At 65.1% G+C, this 13338-nt stretch carries 13 protein-coding genes, 1 tRNA gene and 1 riboswitch; of the genes, 9 read left to right on the top strand and 5 right to left on the bottom strand.

What is annotated here, in order from left to right:
• Positions 1 to 12 precede the first annotated feature (12 nt).
• Together ASD76_RS13060 and ASD76_RS13055 are read left to right on the top strand one after the other, a co-directional pair.
• Entirely contained in the window at positions 13 to 864 is an 852-nt protein-coding gene (locus tag ASD76_RS13060; RefSeq protein WP_055923650.1) for a cytochrome c1, read from the top strand.
• Entirely contained in the window at positions 861 to 1397 is a 537-nt protein-coding gene (locus ASD76_RS13055) for an adenine phosphoribosyltransferase (RefSeq protein ID WP_055923647.1), read from the top strand. Before ASD76_RS13060 ends, ASD76_RS13055 begins: the two co-directional genes overlap by 4 nt.
• 15 nt (positions 1398 to 1412) lie before the next feature.
• Here the strand turns inward: ASD76_RS13055 and ASD76_RS13050 are convergent, their stop codons facing one another.
• Positions 1413 to 2456 (bottom strand): AI-2E family transporter, encoded by a 1044-nt coding sequence (locus tag ASD76_RS13050; RefSeq protein WP_156457718.1) that lies wholly within the window; start codon positions 2454 to 2456, stop codon positions 1413 to 1415.
• A gap of 180 nt (positions 2457 to 2636) precedes the next feature.
• On the opposite strand from ASD76_RS13050, the gene ASD76_RS13045 reads away from it, so the two are divergent.
• A tRNA-Gly gene (locus ASD76_RS13045) sits at positions 2637 to 2710 on the top strand.
• Between the two features lie 5 nt (positions 2711 to 2715).
• Here the strand turns inward: ASD76_RS13045 and panC are convergent.
• Positions 2716 to 3567, bottom strand: coding sequence for a pantoate--beta-alanine ligase (panC, locus tag ASD76_RS13040; RefSeq protein ID WP_055923640.1), 852 nt, complete (start codon positions 3565 to 3567; stop codon positions 2716 to 2718).
• 73 nt (positions 3568 to 3640) lie between these two features.
• Here panC and ASD76_RS13035 point away from each other — a divergent pair, with 73 nt between their 5' ends.
• Genes ASD76_RS13035 through ASD76_RS13020 form a run of 4 tightly spaced genes read left to right on the top strand, consistent with a single transcriptional unit; the run spans position 3641 to position 7007 of the window.
• Positions 3641 to 4444 (top strand): division plane positioning ATPase MipZ, encoded by an 804-nt coding sequence (locus ASD76_RS13035; RefSeq protein WP_055923636.1) that lies wholly within the window; start codon positions 3641 to 3643, stop codon positions 4442 to 4444.
• 3 nt (positions 4445 to 4447) lie between these two features.
• Positions 4448 to 4732 carry a molecular chaperone DnaJ gene (locus ASD76_RS13030; RefSeq protein ID WP_055923632.1) on the top strand — a complete coding sequence of 95 codons (285 nt, stop codon included), beginning with the start codon at positions 4448 to 4450 and terminating at the stop codon, positions 4730 to 4732.
• A gap of 16 nt (positions 4733 to 4748) precedes the next feature.
• Positions 4749 to 6152, top strand: a complete 1404-nt coding sequence (gene pgmG / locus ASD76_RS13025; RefSeq protein ID WP_055923628.1) for a phosphoglucomutase/phosphomannomutase PgmG — start codon at positions 4749 to 4751, stop codon at positions 6150 to 6152.
• Between the two features lie 6 nt (positions 6153 to 6158).
• Positions 6159 to 7007: an arylamine N-acetyltransferase family protein gene (locus ASD76_RS13020; RefSeq protein WP_055923625.1), complete on the top strand. Its 849-nt coding sequence runs from the start codon at positions 6159 to 6161 to the stop codon at positions 7005 to 7007.
• 135 nt (positions 7008 to 7142) lie between these two features.
• Here ASD76_RS13020 and ASD76_RS13015 read toward each other — a convergent pair whose 3' ends face one another.
• Positions 7143 to 7700 (bottom strand): TMEM165/GDT1 family protein, encoded by a 558-nt coding sequence (locus tag ASD76_RS13015; protein ID WP_055923622.1) that lies wholly within the window; start codon positions 7698 to 7700, stop codon positions 7143 to 7145.
• Between the two features lie 15 nt (positions 7701 to 7715).
• Positions 7716 to 7891, bottom strand: a riboswitch (yybP-ykoY riboswitch).
• A 98-nt stretch (positions 7892 to 7989) separates the two neighbouring features.
• Here ASD76_RS13015 and ASD76_RS13010 point away from each other — a divergent pair.
• Entirely contained in the window at positions 7990 to 9168 is a 1179-nt protein-coding gene (locus ASD76_RS13010; RefSeq protein ID WP_055923619.1) for an FAD-dependent oxidoreductase, read from the top strand.
• 53 nt (positions 9169 to 9221) lie between these two features.
• On the opposite strand, the gene ASD76_RS13005 is transcribed toward ASD76_RS13010, so the two are convergent.
• Positions 9222 to 10013, bottom strand: a complete 792-nt coding sequence (locus tag ASD76_RS13005; protein WP_055923616.1) for a BON domain-containing protein — start codon at positions 10011 to 10013, stop codon at positions 9222 to 9224.
• A gap of 234 nt (positions 10014 to 10247) precedes the next feature.
• Here ASD76_RS13005 and ASD76_RS13000 point away from each other — a divergent pair, with 234 nt between their 5' ends.
• A complete protein-coding gene (locus ASD76_RS13000) occupies positions 10248 to 12704 on the top strand; it encodes a ligase-associated DNA damage response DEXH box helicase (protein ID WP_055924290.1) in 2457 nt (818 codons plus the stop codon).
• Positions 12705 to 12708: 4 nt separating this feature from the next.
• Here ASD76_RS13000 and ASD76_RS12995 read toward each other — a convergent pair whose 3' ends face one another.
• On the bottom strand, positions 12709 to 13137 hold the full coding sequence (locus ASD76_RS12995) for an ExbD/TolR family protein (RefSeq protein WP_055923613.1): 429 nt from the start codon (positions 13135 to 13137) through the stop codon (positions 12709 to 12711).
• Between the last annotated feature and the right edge of the window lie 201 nt (positions 13138 to 13338).

Here is a 13338-nt window from a genome sequence, read left to right as displayed (position 1 = left end):
AAAGAATACGCAATGATCCGGCTGATCGGCTTTTTCGTAGGTGTCGCCTTCACGGTGGCGGTGCTGTGGGCTTTCGCCACTGGCGCCTACACCGCGGCGACCGAGCCCGCGGCTCCGACCGCAGAGCATGAGTTCCACCGGCACCCGCGGCCGCTCCACCTGGCCAGCGACGGCCCGTTCGGGCGCTGGGACCTGCAGCAGCTGCAGCGCGGCTACCAGGTCTACAAGGAAGTTTGCTCGGCTTGCCACTCGCTCAAGTACGTCGCGTTCCGCGACCTCGCGCAGCTTGGCTACACCCCGGCCGAGGTCAAGGCGACCGCGGCTAGCTGGACCGTACCTGGCATCGACCCGGTCACCGGTGAGACCAACACCCGTCCGGGCACGCCGACCGACTACTTCCCGTCGCCGTTCCCGAACGACATCGCTGCTCGCGCTGCCAACAACAACGCGATCCCGCCTGACCTGTCGCTGATGACCAAGGCTCGCCACGATGGTGCCGCTTACGTCCACTCGCTGCTGACCGGTTATCAGGATCAGCCTGCCGAGCTGCTCGAGAAGTTCCCTGACTCCAAGACCGGCACCGGGTTGCACTACAACCCGTACTTCGCGAACCTCAACCTCGCGATGGCCCCGCCGCTGTCGAACGACCAGGTGACTTACGCCGACGGCACCAAGGCCACGGTTGACCAGATGGCCACTGACGTTGCGGCGTTCCTGACCTGGACGGCAGAGCCGAGCCTGATCAAGCGCAAGCAGACCGGTTGGGCCGTGATGATCTTCCTGGTCTTCGCCACGATCCTCGCTTGGTTCGCCAAGAAGCAGGTCTGGGCGCCGATTACGCCGAAGCGGCCCAAGAAGGATTGAGCCCGGCCGATATCAAGGCGCTGATCCGCACGGTCCCGGACTTTCCGGCGGCAGGGATCCAGTTCCGCGATATCACCACCCTGATTGCCCACGGCAAAGGCTTCGCCGCGACGATCGACCACTTGGTCGAACGCGCGGCGAAGACTCGTTCTGACGCCGTCGCCGGGATCGAGGCGCGCGGCTTCATCTTCGGCGCCGCCATTGCCGCCAGGCTCGGCCTGGGGTTCATCCCGGTGCGCAAGGCCGGGAAGCTCCCGGTCGAAGCGATCGGCATCGACTATTCGCTCGAATACGGTTCCGCACGGATCGAGATCGATCCCGGTGCGATCGGTCAGGGCGATCGCGTCCTGCTCGTCGATGACCTTATTGCCACCGGTGGCACAGCGATCGCCGGTGCAGAGTTGTTGCGCCAGGCGGGCGCGGTAGTCGATCACGCGCTGTTCGTGATCGACCTGCCCGACCTTGGCGGTGCCGATGCGCTCCGAGCCGCTGGCGTTTCAACTGAGGCTCTGGTGGGCTTCCCGGGCCACTAAGGCCGCGTGCCGCGGCTAAGCCGCCGCTTCCTCGTCAGCAGGCCAGAGTTCGCGGATCACGATCAGCAGGCCTGCCATGATCACCGGGCCGATGAAGATCCCCACCAGCCCGAACGAGGCAAGGCCGCCGAATACGCCGACAAAGGCGAACAACAGCGGCAGGTGCAGCTTGGCCCCGACCAGATAGGGCGTGACGAAGTTGTCGCCGATCACCATCACGGCTGCTCCGTAAACAAACAGCAGGCCTGCAGCGAGCGGCTGACCGTTGATCGCCAGGTAGATCGAAACCACGCTGAAGACGGCCCAGGCGCCAAACGGCAGCATGGCGAAGGCCGCGGTCAGAAAACCTAGGAACACCGGGTGCGGCACCCCCGCCACTGCATAAGCGGCGCCGATCAAAGCGCCCTCGGCGATGGCAACGACGATGGTTCCAATCACCGTGCCCCGCACGGCCACAACGAGCTCATCCACGAACCTTTCGCCAAACGGACCCAACTGATGAACGGCCAAACTCTTGGCCTGGGCCCCGAGCCTCTCACCGTCGCGCAGGATGAAGAACAGCGCCATCAGCCCGACCAGCAACAGCAAAGACCGGCTAAGGATTCCGCTGCCAGTCGCCAGGGCCCATTCGGCGGCCGTGCCCAAGGCTGATTCAGTCATGCCGTTCATAAGGGCGTCGGGTTGTTGGACATGAAGCTGCCACCACTCTGCGGCCCTCCTGCCGATCAGCGGCAAGCCGGGGAGCCAATCCGGCGTCGGAACGCCGATCGTCTGCGCCCGACTGAGCCAGTCGAGCAAGGCCTGACCTTGAGCGGCGACCTCGATCAAGGCGACGGTCAGCGGCAGGATAAAGGCCAGCCCGGTGGCGAGGGTGATCGCAAGCGGCACGAACACCCGTCGACGCACGCCCACGCCGGGACCGGCCCAGCGCTGGTTAAGCGGCCATAGAGCAATGGCGAGGATCACACCGAAGACGAGCGGCAGCAGGAAGGCTCCCGCCGTCCACAGCGCCAGGCCGAGCATAGCCCACAGCAATAAGTGACGGCTCGACACGGGCATCGCGTAAGTGCCTCGGCCTGTTGAGGTCTTGTCGGTGTTAGAGGCCGCTCCGCGCTCGCGCCACGCATTTTCGCAACTCGCACCGCTTCGATCGAGGTGGGAACTCAAAGCGGCTGCTGGCGGTTGACGGGGGCACCCCACAAGTGGCAAGCGGCAGCCCGGCCCCAGGGCCGCCACGGCGCGGGTATAGCATAGTGGTAATGCACTAGCCTTCCAAGCTAGCTAGAGGGGTTCGATTCCCCTTACCCGCTCCAGACTTTCAGCTCACCGGCATGTTATCGATCAACCGCGTCCCACCGATCCGGGCCGCGACGAACAGGCGCGCCTGCTCCGTGCCAAGCGCTTTGAGTGCATGCAGGCTCTGCGCATCGGCCAGCTCGGCATAGTCGACGCTGGCGAAGCCGGCCTTGAGCAATCCCACCCGCAGCTGCTCCAGCGCCACCAGCACATCGCCGCCGCCACTGATCGCCGCAATGGCGTCATGCATCAGGCGCGGGAGAGCCGCCGCGTGGACACGGTGCTCAGGTGAGAGGTAACGGTTGCGGCTGCTCATCGCGAGACCATCCGGCTCGCGCACGATCGGGACGCCGATGATCCGATCCGCGAGCGGCCGCACCAGGTCGAGGTCGCGTGCCATGCGGCGGATGATCGCCAGCTGTTGCCAGTCCTTCTCTCCGAACAGCGCGAGGTCGGGGCGGACCTGCCCGAAAAGCTTTGCCACCACAGTCGCCACTCCATCGAAATGGCCTGGCCGTGACGCGCCGCACAGGACCGCGCTCAGGCCGCTGACGGAGACATTGGTTGCAAACCCCTGGGGATAGACCTCTTCCACACCCGGCGCCCACAGCAGGTCGACGCCTTCGGCCTCGAGCAGCCGCGAATCTTCGGCGAGCTGACGGGGATAGGCGTCGAGGTCCTCATTAGGCCCAAACTGCGTCGGATTGACGAAGATCGACACCACGACGGAGGGCGCGAGCCGCTTCGCCTCGCGCACCAGTGTCAGATGGCCGTCATGCAGGGCGCCCATGGTCGGGACGAGGGCGATTTCTCCCGTTCGTCGCAAACTGTCCACAGTCGAGCGCAGGTCTGGGAGCCGGTTGACGGTATGCACGGGAGCAGGCCTCCGATAAGACGTTCGCGGGTGCAGTAGCCCTGTGCCGCAGACAGAGAAAGCCCACCGAAACGTGAAAGCCGCTCCGCATCGCATCGTCTTCGCCAACGAGAAAGGCGGCACCGGCAAGTCCACCACGGCAGTGCATGTCGCCGTGGCGCTGGCCTATCAGGGGGCGAAAGTCGCAGCGATCGATCTCGATCCGCGGCAGCGCACGCTCTATCGCTATTTCGAGAACCGCGTGGAGACCGAGAAAAGGCGCGGCATCGCGTTGCCGGGCGGCGCCTTTGGCGTTTTCACCGGCGACAGCGTCGAAGCGTTGGAAGAGCAGGCCGCCGAGCTGGGGCAGGACGCCGATTTCATCGTGTTCGACACGCCGGGACGTGACGATCCTTTCGCCCGCCACGCAGCGACCCAGGCCGACACCCTGGTTACGCCGATGAACGACAGCTTCGTCGACTTCGACCTGATCGGCCAGGTCGATGCGGAGACGTTCAAGGTCCGCCGGCTGAGCTTCTACGCCGAACTCATCTGGGAAGCCCGCAAGGCCCGCGCGATGAAGCAGCTCCAGGAAGCTCGGCGCGAAATGGACTGGGTCGTCGTCAGAAACCGTGTCCAGCACACCGATGCGCGCAATCAGCGCCGCATCGACCAGGCCCTGACGGAGCTGTCCAAGCGGGTCGGCTTCCGTGTGGCGCACGGGTTGTCGGAGCGCGTGATCTATCGCGAGCTGTTTCCCTCGGGTCTGACCCTGCTCGACAAGGGGCAGCTCGGCGAATTGGGCACTAGCCATCTCGTGGCGCGGCAGGAACTTCGAACCCTCGTCGCCAATCTGAAACTGCCGATGCCCGACGCTACGCGGAGCAAGGCGGCCTAAGCCATGATGCGCATTCTGTTCTTCGTCGCCCTCGGGGTGCTGGCCTGGCGGACGTTAACCGGACGGTGGCCGTGGGAACGGAACGTCTCGACGCACGCTCAAGCGGTGTCCCGCGCGCGTAAGTTGCTGGGAGTGGCCACCGGCGCTACGCGTGAGGACATCCTGACTGCCCATCGGCAGCTCGCCGCCACGGTTCATCCGGATCGGGGCGGAAGCAACGCGCAGATGCACGAGGCCAACGCCGCGCGCGACTTGTTGCTGGAAGAGCTGCCACCCCGAATCGACTAGCCCGTAAGGAGTCCCGATGACGCACAAGTTCCACCCCACAGTGCTTCGGGAATACGACATTCGCGGAGTGATCGGCGAAACCCTAGGCCCTGATGATGCGCGAGCGATCGGGCGGAGTTTTGGGACTTTGTTGCGCCGCGCCGGAGGCAAGCTCGTAGCGGTCGGTTACGACGGGAGGGTCAGCTCGCCGATTCTCGAACACGCGCTCATCGAAGGCCTGACTGCGAGCGGATGCGACGTGCGGCGGGTCGGCATGGGGCCGACGCCGATGCTCTACTACGCCGAAGCGTCAGCCGAAGAGGTAGACGGCGGCATTCAGATAACCGGCAGCCATAATCCCGCCAATTACAACGGCTTCAAGATGGTATTCCAGGGGCGCCCGTTCTTCGGCGACCAGATCCAGACCATCGGCAAGATGGCCGCGGAAGGCGACTGGGACGACGGGACGGGCAGCGTCGAATCTCGCGAAATCCTGGAAGAATACGTCGATCGGCTCGTTGAAGGGCTCAAGGGCATTCCCACCGAGCAGCTCGCGAGCCTGCGGGTTGGCTGGGATGCCGGCAACGGAGCGGCAGGCCCCGCGCTCGACTTGTTGGTCGAGCGCCTGCCGGGCGAACACTTCACCCTGTACACCGAAGTCGACGGGAATTTTCCGAACCATCACCCTGATCCTACCGTTCCGGAAAACCTGGAAGACCTGCAGAAGCTTGTCGCGGACAAGAAGCTCGATTTCGGAATCGCTTTTGACGGCGACGGCGACCGCATCGGTGCAATCGACGGCGAAGGGCGGATCATCTGGGGCGATCAGCTACTGATGATCTATGCGGAGGACCTGCTGAACCGCTTGCCCGGCTCGACGATAATCGCCGACGTGAAGGCCAGCCGCGCGCTGTTCGACCGTGTGGCGGAACTCGGCGGCAAGCCGCTGATGTGGAAGACCGGGCACAGCCTAATTAAATCCAAAATGAAGGAAACTCATGCCCCGCTCGCTGGGGAGATGAGCGGCCACATCTTCTTCGCCGACGAATACTACGGCTACGACGACGCGCTTTATGGCGCGATCCGCTTGATCGCGGCGTCGGCGCACCTGGGTAAATCGGTAACGCAGTTGCGGAGCGACATGCCGCAGATGCTCAACACCCCGGAAATGCGCTTCCAGGTGGACGAAAGCCGCAAGTTTGCGGCGATCGAAGAGGTCAAGCAGCGGCTCCAGGGCACCGACGCGCAAGTCAACGACACCGACGGCGTGCGAGTGACGACGGCCGATGGTTGGTGGCTCCTGCGCGCCTCGAACACACAGGACGTGCTGGTCGCTCGGGCCGAGAGCTACACTCAGGAAGGCCTCGATCGGCTGTTGACGCAGATCGACGATCAGCTCGAAGCTTCCGGGCTTGAGCGAGGGCCCCAGGCTGGTCACTGACAGCCAGTGGTTCCGAAGCTCTCGGCTTATCTAGAACGCATCGGCCTGGCTGCGGCCCCTCCGCCGAGCGCGGAGGGGCTTGAGGCGCTGTTGTTCGCACATCGCCAGGCGATCCCCTTCGAGAACCTCGATATCCCGCTCGGCCGACCCATCGCGATCGACAGCGAAAGCGTCTTCGCCAAGCTGGTGACCGACCGACGGGGCGGATACTGCTTCGAGCAGAACCGGCTTCTGGCCGACATGCTGGAGCTGCTGGACCTGCCGAGCCGCGCGCTGCTTGCGCGCGTTCGGTTGGGAGCAACGGCAGGCGAGCACCCCGCGCGCTCCCACATGCTGCTGCTGCTCGAGATCGAAGGGACGCCGTGGATCGCCGACGCGGGCTTTGGCGGAAGCTACGTGCCCGCGCTGCCGCTGGCCGACGGCGCGCTCGCCGAGACGGCCGACGGCGCGCGCCATCGCTTGCGGCGGATCGGAGAGCGGGGATCGCTCGGTGGCGAATGGCTGCTTGAACGCGCGGGACGGCACGAGACCACCGACGGCCGCGCACACGCCCATGAGGAATGGCAACCGCAGTACAGTTTCGACCTTGGCGAAGTGGCCCCGGCCGATCTCCTCAAGGCCAATCACTGGACTTCCACGGCACCGGCCACCCGGTTCACCACCTTCTGCATCGTGACTCGCGTCCTGCCCGACGGTTTTGCCGGCATGATGGACCGTTCACTGCGGATCAGCGCCGACCAGGAAGTGGCCCGCGAGATTCCCGACGCGAGAGCCTACGTGGAAACGCTGCGCGAGATTTTCGGACTCGAGTTGCCGCAAGAGGCAGTCGAGCGCTGGCCGATCTTCGCGTCCTGACCCATCCGGCAGGCGGGTAGGGTGCCTCCTCCGTTCGTCCTGAGCCTGTCGAAGGACGCAGGGCGCGGCGCTGGCGTGGTTCGACAAGCTCACCACGAACGGAAGGGGGCGGTTTCAGAGCGTTCCCTATAGCTTCTAGCGCATCGCCAGCATCCACACGCCGGTAGCGATGAACAACACGGCAGCGACGATGCGCACGGCCTTGAGCGGTACACGCTTCACCAGCGCATCGCCCGCGAAGACCACGGGGGCATTGGCCAAGAGCATGCCAACGGTCGTCCCGGCCGTGACCGCCAGGACGTCGCCGAAGCGGGCACCCAGGGCGATCGTCGCCACTTGGGTCTTGTCCCCTATCTCGACCAGGAAGAACGCCACCAGCGTGGTCAGGAACGGTCCGAAGCGCCCCTTGGGCTCGCCATCGTCGTCGAGTTTGTCGGGCACCAGGGTCCAGAGGCCCATGGCGATGAAGGCAACCGCGATGGCCGTGTTGAACCACGCCCCCTCGATCCACGCAGCCGCCGTCGCACCCAGCAGCGCGGCCAGGGCATGGTTGGCAAGGGTGGCAAAGAGGATGCCGAGGACGATCGGCACCGGCTTGCGGAACCGGGCCGCGAGCACCAGCGCGAGCAGCTGGGTCTTGTCGCCGATTTCAGCGACCGCGACGAGGGCGACCGAGGTGAGGAAGGCTTCCATGAAAGAACAGTCTCCGGGCCGGGCTAGCACAAACCAAAGGCACCGCACCCCCGCCCGGCCAGGCGGAGTGCAGGTGCCATTGGTCTCGCCCGAACGGTTTCCCGTCCCTCCTGCGCCATGACCTCTCGGCCAAGTATGTTGACGCAGGAGCCCGCCCGAAAGCGGTCGGCTACTCCCCAGATGACCCGGGCCGCATAGAGGGCTGCCGCGGCGAAGGCAATAAGGTGATGTCGGGCGTTGCGAACGGACGCGACTTGCCTACAATCGCCGCGTGGGAGCGCATTTCTCGTTGGATCGCCGGGCTTTGCTGGGCGGGTTGGCCGCAACCGGCGGGCTAGGCCTTGCCGGATGCACGACGGCTGGCGCAAATAGCGCGGCGCTCACTAGTCGGCCGACAGGGCCCACCATCAGGCTTGCGCCCCTGCGCGCCGAGATGGGACGGGTGTTCGACATTTCAGTCTGTCTCCGCCCGTTCCGTCCTGCCGGTCCGCGCCTCGATACCGAGCAGGTCGGCGATACGCTGGTGGTCCATAATTACGGTCACGGCGGCAGTGGCTGGTCGCTGTCCTGGGGGTCGAGCGCGATCGCGGCACGCAAGGCGCTGGCGGGTTCACCGTCGTCGGTTGCGGTCTTGGGTTGCGGTCCGCTCGGGATGACCTCGGCGATTTTAGCCCAGTCAGCGGGGGCGAAGGTCACGATCTATGCAAGGGAGACCATGCCTGACGTGCCCTCGATCCGGGCCACGGGCTCCTTCACCCCGGATTCGCGCATTGCGCTTGCCGATCACGTCGACGCCGGCTTCCCCGACCTGTGGGAGCAGATGGCCCGCACTTCGCTCAAGCGGTTCGGCTCGCTGCTAGGTCTCGCAGGCGACCCGGTACGCTGGACCGACCGCTATCTTGTGTCCGACGGACCGCCTGCAGGTCCGCGTCAGCGAGGGCCGGAAGAACTGCAATTCGCGTCCTATTTCTCCAGGTTGCGCGATGTCTTCCCGCGCGCCGAGACCCTTCCGCCGGGCGCAACGCCATTCGGTGATGCGGTGGTGCGCCGCGAATCCAACATCATGTTCAACCTGGCGAGCTACACCCACACCCTTCTCACCGGTTTCCGGGGCGCAGGCGGCCGTATCGAGCAACGCGAATTCCACACGCCCGCAGACCTCGCCGCACTCCCCGAAAAGGTCGTGATCAACTGTACCGGGCTCGGATCGAAAGCTCTGTTCGGCGATCAGACCATGGTCCCGGTGCGCGGTCAGATCGCCTGGCTGATCCCTCAGCGAGAGTTCGACTACGGCCTGTACTATCGCGGCGTGAACGTGAATCCTCGGACGGACGGCATCTGCGTCCAGGCGATCTCTGGCGGGGACATGCGCGGCTATGGCGACGACAGCCTGGCGCCCAACCGACAGGAGGCGGAGGAATCGATCGCCTCGCTGGCGGCGCTCTACGCGAAATTCGGGCAGGTCTGACGAAAAAGGGGCCCGCCAACGCGGACCCCTTCCTCGGCATGCTGGATGCGAGGTTAGCTCCTGATTGTTTCAGAGCTGTTATTGCGGTCCCAGGCGCTCGCCTCTTCAACGCGCAGGTTGTTCTGCACGTGGCGCACGCCTGAAAGGTCTTCCACGCAATCTTCCGCGCGGCGCTTCTGCGCACGGGTCGGCACTGTGCCGTCCAGCGTGACCTCTCCGGCGTTGACGGTGACCTGGACCTTGCTGGCCTCGACGCGCCAGTCTTCGGTCAGTTCATCGTTGACGTCCTCAAGGATGCGCTCGTCGGAGCGAGTGTATCCCGCAGGGCCACGGCCCCGGTGATCGTAGAGTTCGCGACGATGGTGCGCTGCCTCGTCGCCAAACCAACTGGCGACCTCGTCGCTCGCCCGGTCGAACCAGCCCCGCTCGTTTTGTTCATTCCAGTCCGGTCGCTCGCGCCACTCTCCACGGCCGGCTGCCAGTTGGCTCCCGGCGCCGTAGCGGCTCTGGCCAAAGTGCGACCCGCCCAAGCCGCGGCTACCAAAGTCATCCGCGGGGAAAGTGTCGAAGCTGTCGACGGTGTCGCGATACCCGCCCCGGCCGTACCGGGGGGATTCGCCGCCGCGGCGATTGTCCTGCCGGCTCCAGTCGCGGCCAAAGCGCTGGTCAGGTTGCCCGGACCTGCCATAGTCCTCGTCGTGCGAGGAATCGCCGAACTGGCTGTAATTGCGCTCTTCATTGAGCCACGAGCGGTCAGTGCTATCAAACTGTTCGGCCTGGCGGTTGTAGTTGCGGTCGCGGTCGTGTCGGTCTCGTGAGCCGCGTCGGTAGGACTGGTCTGCCATGGGAATGCATCCTCTAGAACTGCCGAAGGTACTGGGTGGCGCGCGGCTCGGCAGGACTCCGCGTCACGCCGCTTCGCCAATAGGGAAGGGGCGGGGGCTCAACGGGCGAGGTGGGCCGGACGTTTCGCTGCTCGGCGCATGCGCACGGCGCTCTGGCGCAAGGTCTATCGCCGAAGCGAGGCGCTCTTCAGGCAAGCCGGGGAACCGGCCAAACGAGGGGTCGGGAATCTCCGAATGAGCGCCTCGCAAGTCCCTCCAGAACTCACTCAGTGGTTTACAGGCCGCGGTTGGCGAGTACGCCGGCACCAGGCGGAAATGCTCGCGGCGAGCGATGCGGGGAGCCATGCGCTGCTCGTCGCCGATACAGGCGCCGGCAAGACCCTGGCCGGTTTTCTGCCGACCCTGGCCGCGTTTTGCCCCAGCCGGGGGGCCATTCCGCCTGATGGCTTGCACACGCTCTACGTCTCGCCGCTGAAGGCGCTGGCGCATGACGTGCAGCGGAACCTCCTCGCCCCGGTCGAGGAGATCGGCTTGCCGATCCGGATCGAGACTCGCAGTGGCGACACCCCCTCTGACCGCAAGAAGCGTCAGCGCAGCCGGCCACCGCACGTCCTCCTGACGACACCAGAATCGCTGTCGCTCTTGCTCAGTTATCCGGACAGCTTCGAACTCTTCGCTGGCCTCAAGCGCGTGGTCATCGACGAGGTCCATGCTTTCGCCACAGGCAAGCGCGGCGACTTGCTCGCCCTCGCGCTAAGCCGGCTGCAGGCGATCGCGCCCGACCTGCGCCGCACCGCGCTGTCGGCGACGGTTGCAGACCCCGAAGGTTTCCGCGCCTGGCTGGCGCCGTGGGGCGAGATCGATTCGGTCGAGTTGGTCGAGGGAGAGCGAGGCGCGCCGCCCGAGGTCGAAATTCTCCTGCCGGAAGGAGCGAGCGTTCCCTGGGGTGGGCATGCGGCGATTTGGGCGATTCCGCAGCTCTACGACGCGATCCGGCGCAACCGCACCACGCTGGTCTTCACCAACACCCGCTTCCTGGCGGAGTACATCTTCCAGGAGCTGTGGAACGCGAACGAGGACAACTTGCCAATCGCGATCCACCATGGCTCGCTGTCGAAGGAGGCCCGGCGCAAAGTCGAAGGGGCGATGGCGCGGGGAGAACTGCGCGCGCTGGTGGCGACCGCCAGCCTCGACCTGGGGGTCGACTGGGGCGATATCGACTGTGTGGTGCAGATGGGGGCGCCCAAGGGGTCCTCGCGCCTGTTGCAGCGGATTGGGCGGGCCAACCACCGGCTCGATCAACCGAGCCGTGCGCTGCTGGTGCCTGGCAACCGTTTCGAGTTTCTCGAGGCCCAGGCCGCCAAGGACGCCGTTGACCAGGGCCAGCGCGATGGTGAGGATTTTCGGCCTGGCGGGCTCGACGTGCTCGCGCAGCATGTCATGGCCTGCGCCTGCGCGGCACCGTTCGAGGAGCGCGCGCTGCGCGCCGAAGTGCGTTCAAGCCTGGCCTACGCGTGGATCGACGAAATGGTGTGGGAGCGGGTGCTGACGTTCGTCTCCACCGGGGGATACGCGCTTAGAGCTTACGACAAGTTCAAGCGCATCACCCGCGACGAAGACGGAACCTGGCGGCTAACCCATCACGAACATGCCCAGAGGCATCGGATGAACGCGGGGATCATCGTCGATTCGGAGATGATCGAGATCCGTTTCCGCAACGGGCGCGCGCTCGGCAAGGTCGAGGAGGCGTTTGCCGCCTCGCTTCGGTCCGGCGACACATTTCGCTTCGCCGGATTGGACTTGGAGGTCGAAAGCCTGCGCGATCTCGACCTGATCGTGCGCGCCGCCCGGAAGTCGGCGACGATCCCGAGCTACATGGGGCTCCGCCTGCCGCTGACTACGCACCTGGCCGATCGGGTCCGCGCGATTCTGATCGACCGGGCGGGTTGGGCGCGTTTCCCGGACGATGTGCGCGAGTGGCTGGAAGTGCAGGACTGGCGTTCGCAACTGCCGGGTCCCGAAACGCTGCTGGTCGAGAGCTTCCCGCACGCCCGCCGGCACTACACGGTCTACTACACATTCACCGGTTGGAACGCGAACCAGTCACTCGGGATGCTGATCACCAAGCGGATGGAGGAGATGGGGCTGCTGCCTGGCGGGTTCGTGGCGAATGACTATTCGCTGGCGGTCTGGGGGCTGAAGCCGGTTGCCGATCCGGCGCGGCTCTTGTCGCCCGATATCCTGACCCATGAATTCATGGACTGGGTGCAGAATTCGCACCTCCTGCGCCGGGCCTTTCGTGAGGTGGCGGTCATCTCGGGCCTAGTAGAGCGGCAGCATCCTGGAAAGCGCAAGAGCGGCAAACAGGTCACCTTCTCGACCGACCTGATCTACGACGTGCTGCGCAAGTACGAACCCGACCATCTGCTGATCGAGGCTGCTTGGGCCGATGCTCGAGCGCGGATGACCGATATCGGGCGGCTCGGCGATCTTCTCGACACTGCTGCGGAGCGGCTGGTGCACGTCGAACTCGAACGGGTCAGCCCGCTCGCTGTCCCGGTCATGGTGATGATTGGCTGGGAGAGCGTGCCGCAGGGGGCGGTCGACGAGGAACTGTTGCTCGAGGCCGAGTCGCTTGCCGGCATGGCTATGGGAGCCGGCCGGCAAGCGGATGAGATGGACGAGGCTTGATGAGTCAGTTGCCGCGGGAGAAGGTGCCGTACTTTTCGTTGCCGACAAACCCGAACTTGGTGACCCCAGAGGCTTTCACGATTTGGAGGACACGGGCCGAGGCACGGTAGCTGGCGTTGGCGTCGGGTCGGAACTGAACTTCAGGCTCAGGCTTCATCGCCCGCACTTGGCCCAACAACGTGACGAGGCCGGGCTCGTCGGTTGGGCGGCCATTCCAGACCAGGGTTCCTTCTGGTGTGATCTCCAGAACGTTTGTGATCGGATTGGGCTGGGCGCCCGTCACCTCCCCACTGGGTAGGTTGTACTCCAGCGAATGGGTTGCGACCGGAATGGTCAGCACGATCATCACCAGCAGCACGAGCAAGACGTCAATGAGTGGCGTCGTGTTGATCTCGCGGAGCGGTTCCCCGGCGCTTGAGGTTGCGAAAGACATGCCATGCTCCCCTTCTGTTGTGCGTGACAGTATAACATCACGAAAGGGCAGGGTTTGCAAGATTATCTCTTGGGCTGGGCGCCTTGAGTCGCCCGCCGAGGAAGTCAGTGGTGTCGTTGGGAAGGAGTAGGATTGTGGGAATGTCGCGGTAAGCTTGGCGGAGCTGGCGCTCTCACACCGTCAAAGGTTCGCGCGACTTAG

It is taken from the genome of Altererythrobacter sp. Root672, assembly GCF_001427865.1.
Classification (GTDB): Bacteria; Pseudomonadota; Alphaproteobacteria; order Sphingomonadales; family Sphingomonadaceae; genus Croceibacterium_A.
Note: the sequence above shows the minus strand (reverse complement) of the source record. Positions and strands in the feature narration are given on the sequence as shown.

Coding starts and splice junctions, on each gene's coding strand:
- ASD76_RS13060 (WP_055923650.1), top strand. CDS start 13: ATGATCCGGCTGATCGGCTTTTTCGTAGGTGTCGCCTTCACGGTGGCG.
- ASD76_RS13050 (WP_156457718.1), bottom strand. CDS start 2,456: ATGCCCGTGTCGAGCCGTCACTTATTGCTGTGGGCTATGCTCGGCCTG.
- ASD76_RS13030 (WP_055923632.1), top strand. CDS start 4,448: ATGATGCGCATTCTGTTCTTCGTCGCCCTCGGGGTGCTGGCCTGGCGG.
- pgmG (WP_055923628.1), top strand. CDS start 4,749: ATGACGCACAAGTTCCACCCCACAGTGCTTCGGGAATACGACATTCGC.
- ASD76_RS13015 (WP_055923622.1), bottom strand. CDS start 7,700: ATGGAAGCCTTCCTCACCTCGGTCGCCCTCGTCGCGGTCGCTGAAATC.
- ASD76_RS13005 (WP_055923616.1), bottom strand. CDS start 10,013: ATGGCAGACCAGTCCTACCGACGCGGCTCACGAGACCGACACGACCGC.
- ASD76_RS13000 (WP_055924290.1), top strand. CDS start 10,248: ATGAGCGCCTCGCAAGTCCCTCCAGAACTCACTCAGTGGTTTACAGGC.
- ASD76_RS12995 (WP_055923613.1), bottom strand. CDS start 13,137: ATGTCTTTCGCAACCTCAAGCGCCGGGGAACCGCTCCGCGAGATCAAC.